Raw genomic sequence first — 15405 nt, 5'->3', positions numbered from 1 at the left:
CGTCGTCTCCCTCAGTCGTTGCCGTCGGAGGTGTCAGCCAGCGCGAGCACCGCGAACGCGGCGTACACCCGGGTCGCCTCGATGATGTCCTCGACGGAGAGGTGCTCGTCGGGGCAGTAGACGGGCTCGCCGCCCGGCCCGAAGATCACGGTCGGGACCTCGGCACCGAAGCTCGCGGTGTCACCGAGCCACCCGGCGACCTGCAGATCTGGCTCGACGCCGTCGCGGACCGTGCGCACGGACCTCCGCATCAGGTCGACGACCTCGTCCTGGGGGCCCGCCAGGTAGCCGGGCTTGACATCGGCCACGACGACCTCGGCCCGGAAGCGCGGCTCCCGGTCCAGAGCGCGTGCCAGGCAGGCATCGATCTCTGCGCGCACGGTCTCCAGCGAGACGCCCGGCTGCGGCCGGCAGTCCACGCGGATCACGCACTCGTCGGGGATCATCGACGGACCGCCCGGCGGCAGACCGCCGTAGATCCGCCCGGGCGACATGAAGGTCTCGGGACCGAAGAGGTCCTCGACCCAGCTCTCGAGCTGGGGCCGCAGAGCGGACTGGTCGAGCTCGATCACCGCGTGCGCCGCCAGCATGTTGGCGTTGATCGCCAGGGGCTTGTGACAGGTGTGGGCCGAACGCCCGCGAACGTGGATGTCGAAGTAGTACCTACCCCGGTGGCCCAGGAAGATCTCGTTGTCGGAGAGCTCGCCGAGCACGCACAGGTCCGCTGAGTACTCCTTGAAGTAGGCGATCGAACCGAGCTGGTCACCCATGTGGTCGCTGACCCCGGCGAACGCGAGCGTGCCGGTGACCGGGATCCCCGAGGCGCGGACGGCCTCCATCGCGACGATCTGGCACACCAACGCAGCCTTCATGTCCATGATCCCGTGGCCGTAGACGGCACCATCGATCAGGTCGCCCGAGAACGGCTCGCTCCGCTGCCATCCGTGGGAGACCGGCTTCGTGTCGAGATGACCGGTGAGAACGACGGTCCGGCCTTGCCCCTCCCCCAGCCGCAGGTGGCCGATCGCGTTGGGTCGGTCCCCGACCACCGGCTGCAGCTGCGCTCCCTCGAAGCCCGACTCCTTCATGACGTCCACCAGATAGGCCGCGAGCGGACCCTCCTCCCCCAGGATGCTGGGGATCCGGCAGACCTCGCGTACCAGCTCGACGACGCGAGCCTCGTCGATGTGTGAGACGACCTGCGCGACGACATCCGTGTCGCTGATCGACGATTGTGCGGTCATTGCTCTCCTTGTTGATGGTGAAGGCCACCGATTCCGGTGGCTTGTCGATGGGTCGATCGGTCAGACCTGGGTGGCGCTGCCGACCGGGCGGCCGATCATCGATGGCGCTCGGGTGGTACGGCCCGCGACTGCCAGGACGACCAGGCTCATGACATAGGGCATGGACAGCCACAGCTGCGCCGGCGCCTTGATCGTTGGCGTGACGACCGCGAGCGTGACGCCCACCAGGACGACGGCGACTCCAGCGGCCATGACCGCGACGTGCGCGATGGTCGGCCTGCCGGGTCCCTCGCCGGCCCGCAGGCGACGGAGGCCGAGCGCGATGAGCCCGATACCGGCGACCGCGATCACGGCCCACAGGGCCCAGGGCAGGGTCGCCACCGACTGCAACCGCAGCTGCAGCGCATCGGTGAACCCGAAGACGAGGCAGGCGAGCAGCACGCCGACCGGTCGCCACCGGCCGAACACGACTGCCGCCAGTGCGAGAAACCCGCGGCCTGCCGTCATGTTCTCGCGGAACAGCCCGAGCTGCACCACCGACAGGAACGCCCCGCCCAGCCCGGCGAGCGCAGCGCACGTCAGCACCGCCAGCCACTGCGTCCGCTGCGGGTTGCCACCAGCGGCCGTCACGGCGACGGGGAGCTCGCCCGTTGCTCGGATGCGCAGCCCGAGCCGCGTCCGTGTCAGCAAGAGCGCCACCGACGGGACCAGCAGCAGCGCGACGTAGACGATCGGGAGCTGGGTGAAAAGGATCGGCCCGATCACCGGGATGTCCGACAAGAACGGCACGGACCAGACGCTCATGCGCTCGGTCTGGGGCTGACCGCTGAAGAGGAGTCGGAACAAGAACAGGGTCGCGCCGCCGACGAGCAGGTTGATCGCCACACCCACGACGATCTGGTCTCCGCCGAGCGACACCGCGAACAGCGCCATGATCGCGCCGATGAGCAGACCGCCGGCGATGCCCGTGAGAAGGCCGACCACCGGGCTCCCCGAGGCGTGCACGCCGAGGAAGCCGGTGAAGGCTCCGCCGAGCATCATCCCGTCGAGACCGATGTTGATCACGCCGGCTCGCTCAGAGACCAGCTCGCCGAGGGCGGCGAGCAGGAGCGGCGCAGCGAGTCGGATCGCCGCAGCGAACAGTGCGATGTCGAAGGGACTCAGGTCGATCATGCCGCCACCTCCTGCGGCGCAGGCGTCATCGTGCGGACACGGCTGCGGCGCCGGCGTGCCAGCAGCCAGGCGGATCCGGTGACGAGCAGGATCACCACGGCCTGGGTCGCGCTGATCAGACCGGAGGAGATGCCTTCGCGTGCCTCCAGCAGTCCACCTCCTTGGCGAAGGAACGCCAGCAGGAGAGCCGCGGGGATGCAGGCGATCGGGTTGTTCCGTGCCAGCAGCGCAACAGCGATGCCGTCGTATCCGTAGCCGGCCGAGAAGCCCGGTGCCACGTTGCCGGCGGGAGAGGCCAGCACCAGTGACGAGCCGGCCAGCCCTGCGACGGCAGCCGACACGCAGAGGGCGAGCACGCCGACCTTCTTGGGGCGCGTGCCGGTCGCTGCTGCTGCTGCGGGGTTGGCTCCCGTGAGGCGTAGCCGGTAGCCCGGCACCGTGCGGGCGAGGACGAAGGCGGTCGCGGCGACCACGAGGACGGCCAGCACGATGTCGGAGCGCAGGATCGTGCCCTCGACCATGACCGGCCAGCGAGCGGTGTCGGCCACCGGCGCGCTCTGGCCGAGCGTGCCGGTGGGCTCCTCGATCGGACCGTTCACCAGCCAGCCGACGACCTGCACCATGATGAGCCCGAGCAGCAGCGTGGCGATGAAGTCGTTGACGCCTCGCGCCGCCCAGAGCCACGCGGCGATCGCGCCGAGCGCGACACCGCCCAGCGCACCGGCGAGAACGGCGAGCGGCAGATGGACGGCCATCGGGAGTCCGTGCAGGCCGAGCCCGACGAGTCCAGCGCAGACACCTCCTGCCAAGATCTGTCCCTCCATGCCGACGTTGATCCGGTCAGCACGGCTCGCGATCACCCATCCGAGGGCGGCCAGGCACAGGGGCACGGCCTTGGTCAGCGCTGCCGCGGTCTGAGCCGGGCTGCCGAACGCCCCGTCCCACATCGCTGCAGCGGCGTCCTCGACCGGGACGCCGGTCCGGGCGATGACGAGAAAGGACACGCCGACGGCCAGCACGACGGCGGCGACACTGACGGTCGCGCCCCTCAGCAGCGCGACCGCGCGCGCACCTCTGGCGCTCCTCATGCCACCTCCTCGGCCGCTCCGGCCATCAACCGACCGACGACCTCGCGGGTCGCCTCGCTCGCGGGCAGCACGTCGACGATCTGGCCGTCGGACATCACGGCGACGCGGTCCGACATGCCGAGGACCTCCTCCAGCTCGGCCGAGATGAGAACCGTGGCTCCGCCGGACCGCTTGTGCTCGTTGATCTGGGCGTGCACGAACTCGATCGCACCCACGTCCAGCCCTCGAGTCGGCTGCGAGGCGATCAGCAGATCCGGATGGTCCTCGAGCTCGCGCGCGAGGACCACCTTCTGCTGGTTCCCGCCGGAGAGCTGGGAGAGCGACGTCTCAGTGCTCGAGGTCCGGATGTCGAATCTGCCCACCAGGTCACCGCAGTGCTCGCGGATCGCCCGCCTGCGGAGCACGCCGTGCCGGTGGAACCTGGACTGCGAGATCGTCCGCATCATGAGGTTGTCCTCGACGCTCAGCGGCAACGCAAGCGCATCCTTGTGGCGGTCCTCGGAGACCACGCCGATGGTGCCGCCCGCCTCACCGGCTCGGGTACGGACCTCGATCGAGCCCGACGACGACTCACGTTGCCCGGCGAGCATCTCGGCGAGCTCAGCCTGCCCGTTTCCCTCGACACCCGCGATGCCGAGGATCTCGCCACCGGCGACGCACAGGTCGACCGGGCCGAGATCGCGCTGCCCACGGAACCCGAGCAGCGACAGCCCGCTGACACGAAGGACCGTCGGGCCGGCGTCGACATCGGCGCGCGCCGGCGCGAGGTCGACGTCGCGGCCGACCATCAGCTCGGCGAGCTCGCGGGCTGAGCTGTGGGCCACGGTGACATCGCCCACCACCTGCCCGCCACGCATGACCACGCACCGGTCGGCGATGTCCATGATCTCGGCCAGCTTGTGGGTGATCAGCACGATCGCATAGCCGTTCGCGGCAAGATCGCGGATCACCTCCGCGAGCCGTGCCCACTCGCCCGGTGTCAGCACGGCGCTGGGCTCGTCCAGCACCAGGACGTGGGGTTGCAGCAGCAGCGTCTTGAGGATCTCGACGCGCTGACGCTCACCGACCGGCAGGCGATCGACCACCACATCGGTGCGCACCTCGAGACCGAGCCGCGAGCCGAGCTCGTGGATCTCGCGCCCGACGCCGTCCAGGTCCACTCCCCGACCGCCGTCGAACCCTCGACTGAGGACCACGTTCTCGGCGACCGTCATGTCCGGCACCAGCATGAAGTGCTGGTGCACGACGCCGATGCCGATCTTGCGGGACCGGACCGGGTCACCCAGACGCAGCGGTGCACCTGCGACGCTCACACCACCGCTGTCGGGCCGCACCACGCCGGCCAGAGCCTTCACGAGCGTCGACTTGCCGGCACCGTTCTCGCCGAGCAGTGCGACGACCTCGCCGGCACCCACCGTCAGGCTCACGTCGTCGTTCGCCCGAAGCGCTCCGTAGCTCACCGTGACGTTCTCGACCGCGAGCGCCGGCGCCCCTGAAGCGTTCTGCCGCATGCGTCATCCGCCCTCGGGCATCGTGATGCTGCCGCTGTTGATGGCATCCGTCGTCTCCTGGGCGAGGTCCTCGTACTCGTCGAAGGCCGGGCAGAGGCGCAGAGCCTGGATGTTCGGGTCCTCGAGGGCGTAGAAGCGTGGTTCCGACGGGAGCTCCCCGGCGACGTAGTTCTCGACGATCTCCGAGACCATCACCGTGGTGTTCTGGTAGGCGTATCCCGCCAGGTGCTCCGACTCCTCGCACCGGTCGGTGGTGGGGTTGAAGACCGGGATCTGGTTCCCGGACTCCTCGATGGCATCGAGCACACCGGGCAGGCCTGCGTCCTGGAAGGCGTAGATCACATCGGCTCCGTTGGCGATCTGTGCCGCTGTGGCCTCTTTGGCGGCCGCGGCGTCCGAGAACGACCCCACGGTCGTCGACACGACCTCGATGCCGGCGTCGCCGGCGAGGGCACCGGCCTCGAAGTCCACGAGCGACTGCGCGTTCGGTGGGATATCTGCGCCGCCGACATACCCGACGACTCCGCTGCTCGAGAGCTCCGCCGCGATGACCCCTGCGACGTACGCCGGAACGCCCTGTCGCGTGGCGTAGGTGTGGAGATTCGCCACACCCTCGGTGACCACGCCCGACATCACGAAGTGGACGTCGGGGAACTGCGGTGCGACCGTGTTGCCGGCCGGCACCAGGGCGCTGCCCCCGGCGATGATCAGGTCGTTGTCGGTCGCCAGGTTGGTGAACGCGTCGATCGCGGCCTGGGGGTCCTCGACGTTGTCGACGACCGAGATCTCGAGCGAGTAGTCCTCCTCATGAGCGATCACGCCGTCGAGGTAGGACTGGTAGAAGGCGCCGTCGTTCCTGGGACCGGCGAGCACCACCCCGACGCGGATGCCTTCGGCGTCGTCGCCGCCCGGATCCGTGCCGTCATCGCCTGACCCGGCGCACGCCGAGAGCAGCAGCCCTCCGCTCACCAGGACGGCGGCTCCCTTCACGATCGATGTGCGCTTTGACGCTCCGAACATGGCCTGCTCCTCCGTTTGAGATCTCATCTGCTGCCGTGGGACCCAACGTTGCGACCGACACTCCCTCACCGTCAAGGGGCTGTGACCAGCATTAACGCAACGGTTACATTCGTACGCTTGGCTCAAATGGGTTCGGACGGCATGATTCTTCATCAACGAGGTCCACCTCGTGGCAATTTTGAGATCTTATTTTCGACCGAAGGGGTGCGCACGATGGATCAGGACCGCGTCGCGGGCAGCACACACAGCTCCGCCGAGGCCGACCCCGCGCCCAGCCGCACACCGCTGCCCGACCTGCGACTCGCCGGGCTGCACGACGCCGAGCGGCCGCAGATCAAGGCGATGGTCTACCAACGGCTGGTGCAGGCGATCGTGGATCACGAGCTTCCGCCCGGCACGCACCTGCGCGAGCGTGACCTCGCCGAGCGCATGGGGGTCTCGAAGACTCCGATCCGCGAAGCACTGGTGCGCATGGAGACCGAGAAGCTCGTGAGCATCGCGCCCTACCGCGGGGCGGTGGTGCGGACCATCTCGCGCACGGACCTGCGCGAGCTCTACGAGCTGAGGGAGCTGCTCGAGGGCTTCTGCGCCCGGGTGGCCGCGCGCAGCGCCACGGATGAGAGCGAAGAGCGGATGCGGGCGAACGTCCGCGCTACGCAGCGTGCCATCGACAACGGTGAGGTCGATCAGGTCGCCCAGCTGCTCGAGGACTTCGACACGATCCTGCATCAGCACGCATCAGGGCATCGCATCGAGGCCTTGCTGGCCGACCTCGAAGCACAGCTACGCCTCTTCGGACGCCTCACGTTCCGGGCACCGGGGCGCCAGCAAGCCTCCCTCGCCGAGCACGTCGCCATCCTGCAGGCGGTCGTCATGAGAGACCCGGAAGCAGCCGAGCAGGCATGCCGGCGACACGTCCGCAGCGTCTACGCCGAGCTCACGACCCAGTTGTGGGAGGCCGCCGAGCAGGAGTGACCTGCCGGTCAGCTTTCCCGTCCCCCACCCGTCCCACCCCACGAGGAGACCGATGAACCAGCCACAGCCACAGACCGAGCCGACGCCGTGCGACCGCATCATCTCCGCCGGCTGGGTGATCACCGTCGACACCGACCGCCGCATCATCAGGGACGGCGCCCTGGCCATCACCGGAAGCACGATCGTCGCCATCGGCAAACGTGCCGATGTCGACGCGACCTACCGTGCCCTCGAGCGGATCGACCGACCGGACGCCGTGGTGCTGCCGGGGATGGCCAACGGTCACCGCCACCTGCTCTGCTGCGCGAAGGGGGCGATGCCCGAAGGGGGCTCCACCCTGGAGTCGCTGCGGCGTTTCATCTACCCCTCCTTCTCGTCGCTCGAGCCCGAAGACATGAACGTCTACGCCCGGCACGCCACCGCCGAGATGATCCGCAACGGGACCACCCTGTTCGAAGAGCCCGGTTGCAACCACATCGACGCCGTGCTGCCGGCGATTGCCGACTCCGGCATGCGGGCACGTATCGGCCTGTGGACCTGGGACCAGCAGGGCTCGGCCGGATCGACCGATCTGCCCGACTGGCTGAACCTCTCGACCGAGGACGCGATCAAGCGCCTCGAGGAAGGCCTCGAGGTGGTGCAGGCCTTCGGCAACGACCGCATCCGGCCGGCTGTCACGATCGAGGGTGTCGGAACCTGCTCCGACCGCCTGTCCGTCGCCGCAGCGCGGCTCGCCGAGGAGACCCAGACCCTCGCGGTCCAGCACAAGTCCACGAGCGAGCGAGAGGTCCAGCTGGAGCTGGCTGCGTACGGTCAGCGCCCCATCCAGCACACAGCCGCCATCGGCGCCCTCAACCCGTACACGCTGCTGAACCATGTCACGAGCCTCGACCTCGACGACGTCGCCGCGATCGCGGACTCCGGCGCAACGATCTCGCAGAACCCCTCGACTGCGCTCAAGCTCGCGAAGGGCACGACCCAGTTCGGGAAGTGGCCAGAGCTGATCGCGGCCGGGGTCCCTATGGGGCTGGGTACCGACGCGGAGAACTGCTCGAACCATCAGGACATCTGTCGTGCGATCTACCTCGCCGCTCTCCTCTCGCGCGACGCACGGCAGGACCCGGGTGCGGTGAGCGCGGAGACCGCTGTGGAGCTCGGGACACTGGGCGGTGCGCGTGCACTGAGGTTCGACGACGTGACGGGCTCGCTCGAGGTCGGCAAGGAGGCGGACGTGGTCGTCTTCGATACCAACGACTACGACTGGCGCCCGCTGCACAACCCGATCGCCAACCTCACGTACGGGGTCACCGGCCACTCGGTGGACACGGTGCTGATCGGCGGGCGCGTGGTCCTCGAGAACAAGAAGAGCACGATCGTCGACGAAGATGCCCTTCGCGACGAGGTCGAGGCCACGGACCGTAAGATCCTCGCGAAGATCGGCATCGATCCCCGGCCCGCCTGGCCTGTGATCTGAGGCGTTGCTGGACAGATCGCGACGATCGGCTGATCAGGCAGGGCACGCCGACCGCTCCAGCACGGTGTCCGCCGACCGATCACCAGGAACGTCCTGGGTCTCGGTGCTGCACCATCGTCAGGCCGATCGCAGCGTCAGCGTCCAGGTGGTCGGGGCGGTGCAGGAGAGGTAGAGGCGCGGGCCGCCGAGCGCGTCGGTGCCGCCGAGGAACGTGAAGGCCTCGCCTGGTGCGTAGAAGCCGGGCACCTCGGGGTCGGGGTCGAGTGAGGTCTCGATCACGACGGCGTCGCTCCCGTTCCGTAGCTCGGCTCGCCGTCCGGTCATGCGGTAGGTCTGGTCCGCGGCCTGCTCGATCCCGTTCAGCTCACCGTCGCCGAGCGAGATCTCGAGCGACCACGGTGCCTGCGCGCCGGCGATCTCGAACGCCACCTCCAGCCCGTCGGCCACGGGCATCACCGTGACGTCCGTGGTGAGCCGGACCTCGTCACTCTCCCGCTCGTCGAAGGCCATCGAGGCGGTGAAGCGGCCATCATCGACCAGCCGGTAGGCGCCGTCGCGTCGGAGCCCCGACTCACCCAACGGCTGGTAGTACCGGGCCGCGACCGACTCGCGAAGGCGAGCCCCGCCGTCGTCGACAACCAGCTCAGAGGCCCGGAACGGGCCGAGCCCGAAGAACACCCGCGACAGCCGCACCGATCTCACCGCTGCCGCACCGGAGCGAAATCGCAGGAACGTCGGGTTGCCCGCCAGCCCGGAACCGACGCGACCCACGTGTGGCACGTCGGAGCCGCCGTAGACCACGGCACGCTGCCCACCCTGTTCTGCCACCAGCAGGCCGACGTCGGCGAAGTGCCTCGCGACCGGCTGCCGCGGAGTGGCCTGCGGAAGCTCTGCCGCCAAGGTGGGCTCGCTCGCAGACTCGATCAGCGCGATCGCCGCGAGCGGGCCGGCGGCGGGTTCCGACCGTGCCGCACCCTCCGCGCAAACCTCGCACCCACTCGCTGCGAACCGGCGGAGCTGGGTGTGGAACGCGGCCAGCGGGATCTCGCCGCCCTGGTCCTGTCGCCGGGAGAACACGGTCTCGACCACGCCGTCGGCGTCGGTCAGATCGAGCTGCGTGTGCAGGTTCCGGTGTACGATCTCCACGAGGTCGGCTCGCCCGAGCGCATCACCGATCACCAGCAGGCAAGGGTTGCTCACGAAGGCCGCGTAGTTGGCGCTGCGCTCGGAGTAGATGCCATCCGTGTCGACGTCGATGCCCTCGGCGAGCCACTGCTCCGCGCGGGGTACCGCGCGATCATCGAGCTCGCGCAACCGGACCAACGCTGCGCTGATCTCCCACCTGTGGTTCGGGGTGTGCACTCCCCCGGCCACCAGGGCAGGCACTGCGCGCGTGGCGACCTGCCGCAGCCGCTGGTCCAGGTGCGCGGCCTCGACCGCAGTCGCCCGCGGCAGCAACGCGAGCGCGATGCCCACGTCGTTGAGCGTGAAGGCGCTGTCCGGTGGCGAGTGCAGGTTGCCGTCGGAGGAGAAGAGGCCATCGGCTCCCTGCAGGGCGGCGAGCCGATCGGCGAACCCGACGGCGGTGGCCAGCCGGGTCGGCGAGCTCGCCTCGGGCCGGACCACCTCAAGCGCGATGGCGGCGGCCACGAGTCGCATCAGGGCGCGGTGGCCCAGGGCTGGTGCCGTGGACTCCGTCTCCCACCAGGTCTCGGCGAGGTCGGCCATCCGGTCGGTGAAACCCATCAGTCCTTCAGCCCGGAGTTGATGTCAGCGCTCATGATCTGCCTCTGGAAGATGATGAACAGGATGATCATCGGAATCAGCGAGATCACCGACGCGGACAGCAGCACCGACCAGTCGATGTTGTCCGCACCGACGATCGAGCGCAACGCGATCTGCAGCGTGTACTTGTTCGGGTCGTTCAGCACGATCAGCGGCCAGATGTAGTCGTTCCAGCGCCACTGGAAGGAGAAGATCGCGAGCACCACCGCGATCGGCCTCGCGATCGGCAGCATGATCTGGAAGAACGCGCGAAACTCGCCCACGCCGTCGATCCGCGCCGCCTCCAGCAGCTCGTCCGGCACGGTGCGGAAGTACTGCCGGAACATGAAGATGCCGGTGGCCGTGATGATCGAGGGCACGATGATCCCCGCGAGGCTGTTGTACAAGCCGAGGTCGCGGATGATGGCGAACGTCGAGGGCATGATGACCTCGGTCGGCAGCATCGTGGTGATGAGGATGCAGATGAAGAACGCCTGCAACCACCACGCCTTGTACTTCGCGAACGCATAGCCGGTCATCGCGGAGACGATCACCGTGAGCGCGGTGGTGATGATCGCGACTGTTCCGGTGTTGGCGAAGTAGCGCCAGAAGTCGAACCGCGTCCACGCGGTCTCGTACCCGGAGGCGGTCCACGTCTTCGGGAACAGCGAGAGCGGCAGGCTGAACAGCTCGCTGCCCGGCTTGAAGGAGCTGAGCAGGAACCACAGCATCGGGAATGCGAACACCACGGCGAGCAGCACCAGCAGCGCGGTGAGCCCAAGGTTGACGCCACGGATCCTCATGCCAGGTCCTCCCGCCGGTCGAAGCGCATCTGAATCAGCGCGATCACGATGAGGATCACCATGAGCACCATCGACACCGCGCTGGCGTACCCGATCTGGGCTCGTTGGAAGCCGGTCTGGTAGATGTACTGGACGATGAACATGTTCTGAGTGCCGGGCCCGCCGCCGTTGAGCGCCTGCACCATCGCGAACTCCTTCATGGCGCCCAGCGTGCCCAGCAGGATCACCATGAACGAGGTCGGCCGCAGCAGCGGCAGCGTGATCCGGAAGAATCGCTGCGGGCCGGATGCCCCGTCGATCTCGGCGGCCTCGAGGTAGGACTTCGGGATGTTGCGCAGCGCGGCGATGAACAGCAGCATCGCGAACGCGGTGCCGGCCCAGGCGCCCGCAAGGATCACCACGGTGAGCGCGAGATTGCCGTTCGTCTCCCACTGCTGCCGTGGCAGGTTGACCACGGTCAGCACGTAGTTGATCAGCCCGAAGTTCTCCCCGAACATCCACCGCCAGATGACACCGGTGACGATGGGTGAGATCAGCCACGGCACGAAGAAGATCACGCGAGCGGCCGAGCGGAAGCGGGTGGCCGCCGAGGTCAGCAGGAGTGCGATCCCGAGCGCTACGCAGTAGCCGAAGGGCACCGCGAGCGCCGTGTAGAGGACCGTCCGCGCGATCGAGGCGTAGAACTGGTCGTCGCCGAACAGCTTCTCGTAGTTGGCCAGTCCGATGAACTCGGGGTCGCCCACACCGGTGTACTCGGTGAACGAGTAGTACAGCCCCAGCGAACCGGGGCCCACGAAGAACACCGCGAACAGCACCACGGCCACCGAGATGAACAGCAACGGCGCGAGTGTCTGCCCGGGGCGCCGGAGCCTGCGGCGGCGGGCTGCGGGCGCCGGTGCGGCGGCCGCTTGTGATTCCTGGACCATCTCTGCCTCCTCCCTACGAGAGACGGTGCGCCCCGAACCGTCGGGGCGCACCGTGTCGGTCTCAGCTGGCGGAGCCGAACGCCTCGGTCATCTGCTCACCGATGATGGTGAGGCACTCGTCGATGCTGATCTCGTCGTTGAGATAACGGATCACGTTGTCGCGCAGCGGGTCGCCGTCGACGCTGATGCCCGCCACCTCGAAGCCCAGCTCCATCTGCTTGATCTGGGTGACGATCGGGTCGGACCCGGCGATCTCGGCGTTGTAGAGGTCGAATGCCGCCTGTTGGTCGCCGTAGTCGACATCGGCACCCTCGACCGCAGGCAGGAAACCGGAGGTCGTGGCGAGCTCGTCGTAGTTCTCCTTGGTGAACAGCCAGTTCACGAAGTCGTACGCCGCCTGGTCCTGACCGGTGCCCTCGAAGACCACGATCGAGGCCGCGTTGCCGAACTGGACAGCCCGGGTGGGCTGCCGCGGGGTGGGCACCGTGGCCCACTCGAAGTCGGCGATGTTGACCGCGAAGTCGGCGATCTGCCAGGACCCGGAGTAGTAGGCCACCACGTCGCCGCTCTTGAACAGCGCGTTGCCATCGGCCTCGCTCAGCCACACCGAGCGCGGCATGAAGCTGTCGTCGTTGAGCCCGTAGAAGTACTCGAGCGCGGTCTTGGTGGCGTCGTTGGTGGTGAAGGTGCCGCTGCCATCCGGCTGCCACAGGGTGGAGCCGAACTCGTACATGAAGCCCTTGAGCCGATGCGAGCTGCGGTCCATGGCCATGCCGTAGGACGCGCCGGTGGCCTGCTGCACCTGCTTGACGGCGGCCACGAAGTCGTCCCATGACCACACCTCGCCCTCGGGGTCGGTGGGGAACTCCACGCCGGCCTCGTCGAAGAGCGACTGATTGATGAACAGCCCCGCCGCGGTCACATCGGTTGGCAGGGACATCACCTTGCCGTCCTCGTCCTGTGTGGACAGGTCGGTCATCACGTTGTGGGCCGACTGGATCTCCGCCAGGTCCATCGTCGCGTTCTTCCACACGGGGTCGACGGCGCCCACGCGCGCGAGCGCGGGCAGGTCGTTGGCTTGTGCGGCGTTCTTGAGCCGGGTGGTGAGGTCGTCGTTCGCGACGTCCACGATCTCGACCGTGATGCCGGTCTCCTCCTTGTACTTGGCCGCCAGCGCGGCGAAGCCGCCGCCTTGGTTGGCGTCGCCGGAGAGGAAGAACTGGAGCGTGCCGACCTCGGCCGGGTCGGTCGATCCGCCGCCGGAGTTGTCGCTGCCGCAGGCTGCCGTGAGGCCGATCACCGCGGCGCCGGAAAGGCCGCCGAGCAAGAGCTGACGGCGGCTGAAAGTTGTGCTCATGTAGGCCTCTTCTCTGAGACGCGGCCGACCGACGCGACGCGCGCTGGATGCCTGGAAGGCGTTTACCGCGTGAACGCTAACACCGGGATCACCGTCGGTCAAGATTTGTCCTGACATTCGCACGTACGGACCTTTCCGGCGCCCTGGAGGAGTCCCGTCCAGCTGGAACGAATCGCACACTCGATACCCCGAGCGGGGCGCCGCAACCGGTTGCCACGCGTTCGAGCGTGCGACTCGTTCCACGAGCACGTGGAGGCCGGCGTCCCGACGAGCGAACCGAGGCGTTAGCCCGTCCGTGACCCGCCGGAAACGCCGCGGACACGGGCGCTCCCTAGCGTCGAGCCATGTACGCAGACGTCGATCCGTTCATCGGCACGGAGGCCACCGCCCTCCCGCCGAGAAGCGGGCTCGCCGCGACCTGGTGGTGGCCGAAGCCACAGGTCGGCAACACCCACCCGGGCGCGTGCTATCCGCTCGGGATGGTCTCGGCATGCGCCTACTCCGGCGGTTACCCCACCGGGTACGGGTGCTACGGACTCTCGACCGAGGGCCTGCCGCCGATCATCCACGATCGCAAGGTCGCCTCGGGCTTCACCCACTTCCAGCAGTCCGGCACCGGCGCGATCCGCAAGTACTACAACTACGTCCGGGTCACCCCGATGACGCTGCCGCTGGACGACCTCGGGACCAGCTGGGAGATCACCGACGAGCACGCCGAGCCCGGCTGCTACCGCGCCACCTTGGCCTCCGGGATCACCGCCGAGATCAGCGTCGGCCCCAAGTCGGCGGTGCACCGCTACACGTTCGCCGAGCACCGCGACGCACGGGTGGTCGTCGACCTCTCGCTCGGTGGCCTCGCCATCCCCCACGGCGAGACGGTCCCGCTGCGCGCGCACCTCGGCGTGCTCGGCCACGGAACGGCGCAGGGCGAGATCGTGGTCGAGGGCGCGCCGCTGGCGGTGCACATCGAGTGCGAGGCACCGGGGTGGCGGCAGATGCTCTGGTACGACCGGCGCCTCATGCCCGGCGGCTCCCGCCTCGACTTCGACTCGATCCGCCCGACGACGTTGCGCGAGTTCGGAGTCATGTGGGCCGGTCCCACGGTGGCCGGCCAGACCGTGGAGCTGCGGATCGGCTTCAGCCTGCGCGGAGTCGACCAGGCCAGGGCGAACCTCGAGACCGACGGAGCCTGCGCCGTCGGCGGCTTCGAACGACGCCGAGCCGCGACAGCGGCGACCTGGCGGACCGAGCTGGACGCGGTCGCCGTCGAGAGCCCCGACCCGAGCCGGCGCACCGTGATGGCGACGGCGCTCTACCACTCGTTGATCAAGCCATGCCTCGCCGAGGACGAGAGCCCGTTCTGGCCCGGTGACGGTCCGTTCGTGTTCGACCTCTGCACGATGTGGGACATCTACCGCACACAGCTGCCCCTGCTGACGGCGCTGCAGCCCGAGCGTGCGGTCGAGATCGCCAACGCGCTGCTGCACATCTGCGAGGAAGAGGGCAACTTCCCGATCGGGTACCGGATGGCCCGCGGCGCCGACCGGTTCAGCCGCCAGGCGAGCGCGCTGGCGCACACGTTTCTCGCGGACCTGTGCCGCCTGGGCGTTCCCGGCATCGACTGGGACTGGGCCCTCGTGCACATGCAGGCCGATCTGCGCCGGACGTACGGCGAGGACTACCTGCTCCATGGCCGCGCCGAGCCGATCAGCCACACGCTCGACCTCGCCCTCGGCTACTGGTGCACGGCAGCGGTGGCACGTGCCGTGGGCGACGACGCGCTCGCCGATGAGCTGACCGCGCTGTCCGCAGGCTGGCGCAACGCCTTCGACCCGACGACCGGCCTGCTGCGGGACTCCACGTTCTACGAGGGCGGCAAGTGGAACTACTCGTTCCGGCTGCTTCACGACATGGCGGCCCGCATCGAGCTCGCGGGCGGTCCCGATGCCTTCACGAGGCTCCTCGACGCGTTCTTCGGCTACGACGCCGGCCCGGTCGCCCAGCCCGGTCTCGCGCCCGAATCCGGGGAGATGGCGGCCGGGTACGCGCTCGACCGGTTCGAGGGACTCA

The 15405-nt window shown here is 68.6% G+C and carries 12 protein-coding genes; 3 read left to right on the top strand and 9 right to left on the bottom strand.

The features are described from left to right. Window positions 1–11 precede the first annotated feature (11 nt). From ACOJSN_RS10010 to ACOJSN_RS09990, 5 genes are read right to left on the bottom strand one after another with little or no spacing between them, the layout of a single operon-like run. Window positions 12–1244 carry a M20 family metallopeptidase gene (locus tag ACOJSN_RS10010; RefSeq protein WP_420112349.1) on the bottom strand — a complete coding sequence of 411 codons (1233 nt, stop codon included), beginning with the start codon at window positions 1242–1244 and terminating at the stop codon, window positions 12–14. Between the two features lie 60 nt (window positions 1245–1304). Continuing rightward, on the bottom strand, window positions 1305–2417 hold the full coding sequence (locus ACOJSN_RS10005) for an ABC transporter permease (RefSeq protein ID WP_420112348.1): 1113 nt from the start codon (window positions 2415–2417) through the stop codon (window positions 1305–1307). After that, window positions 2414–3505: an ABC transporter permease gene (locus ACOJSN_RS10000; RefSeq protein ID WP_420112347.1), complete on the bottom strand. Its 1092-nt coding sequence runs from the start codon at window positions 3503–3505 to the stop codon at window positions 2414–2416. Before ACOJSN_RS10000 ends, ACOJSN_RS10005 begins: the two co-directional genes overlap by 4 nt. Further along, a complete protein-coding gene (locus tag ACOJSN_RS09995; protein ID WP_420112346.1) occupies window positions 3502–5016 on the bottom strand; it encodes an ABC transporter ATP-binding protein in 1515 nt (504 codons plus the stop codon). Before ACOJSN_RS09995 ends, ACOJSN_RS10000 begins: the two co-directional genes overlap by 4 nt. Before the next feature lie 3 nt (window positions 5017–5019). After that, the gene (locus ACOJSN_RS09990; RefSeq protein WP_420112345.1) at window positions 5020–6036 is read right to left on the bottom strand and encodes a BMP family ABC transporter substrate-binding protein; all 1017 of its coding nucleotides are present in this window, start codon (window positions 6034–6036) and stop codon (window positions 5020–5022) included. Window positions 6037–6249: 213 nt separating this feature from the next. Here ACOJSN_RS09990 and ACOJSN_RS09985 point away from each other — a divergent pair, with 213 nt between their 5' ends. Next, window positions 6250–7011: a GntR family transcriptional regulator gene (locus ACOJSN_RS09985; RefSeq protein ID WP_420112344.1), complete on the top strand. Its 762-nt coding sequence runs from the start codon at window positions 6250–6252 to the stop codon at window positions 7009–7011. A gap of 52 nt (window positions 7012–7063) precedes the next feature. Then, window positions 7064–8485, top strand: coding sequence for an amidohydrolase family protein (locus ACOJSN_RS09980; protein WP_420112343.1), 1422 nt, complete (start codon window positions 7064–7066; stop codon window positions 8483–8485). Between the two features lie 117 nt (window positions 8486–8602). Here ACOJSN_RS09980 and ACOJSN_RS09975 read toward each other — a convergent pair whose 3' ends face one another. The 4 genes from ACOJSN_RS09975 to ACOJSN_RS09960 all read right to left on the bottom strand — a co-directional run bounded on the left by ACOJSN_RS09975 (window position 8603) and on the right by ACOJSN_RS09960 (window position 13335). After that, entirely contained in the window at window positions 8603–10231 is a 1629-nt protein-coding gene (locus ACOJSN_RS09975) for a hypothetical protein (protein ID WP_420112342.1), read from the bottom strand. After that, a complete protein-coding gene (locus tag ACOJSN_RS09970) occupies window positions 10231–11052 on the bottom strand; it encodes a carbohydrate ABC transporter permease (RefSeq protein WP_420112341.1) in 822 nt (273 codons plus the stop codon). The genes ACOJSN_RS09975 and ACOJSN_RS09970 overlap by 1 nt, the downstream gene beginning before the upstream one ends. Further along, complete coding sequence (locus ACOJSN_RS09965) at window positions 11049–11978, bottom strand: carbohydrate ABC transporter permease (protein WP_420112340.1); 930 nt, start codon at window positions 11976–11978, stop codon at window positions 11049–11051. Before ACOJSN_RS09965 ends, ACOJSN_RS09970 begins: the two co-directional genes overlap by 4 nt. Window positions 11979–12039: 61 nt before the next feature. Continuing rightward, window positions 12040–13335 (bottom strand): ABC transporter substrate-binding protein, encoded by a 1296-nt coding sequence (locus ACOJSN_RS09960; RefSeq protein ID WP_420112339.1) that lies wholly within the window; start codon window positions 13333–13335, stop codon window positions 12040–12042. Between the two features lie 344 nt (window positions 13336–13679). Here ACOJSN_RS09960 and ACOJSN_RS09955 point away from each other — a divergent pair. Next, window positions 13680–15405 (top strand): glycoside hydrolase domain-containing protein (locus tag ACOJSN_RS09955; protein ID WP_420112338.1); only part of this gene is annotated, 1726 nt, incomplete at its 3' end.

It is taken from the genome of Pseudactinotalea sp. (genome assembly GCF_048594945.1).
In the GTDB taxonomy this organism is placed as follows: Bacteria; Actinomycetota; Actinomycetes; order Actinomycetales; family Beutenbergiaceae; genus Pseudactinotalea.
This window is presented reverse-complemented; position numbering and strand designations above follow the sequence as displayed.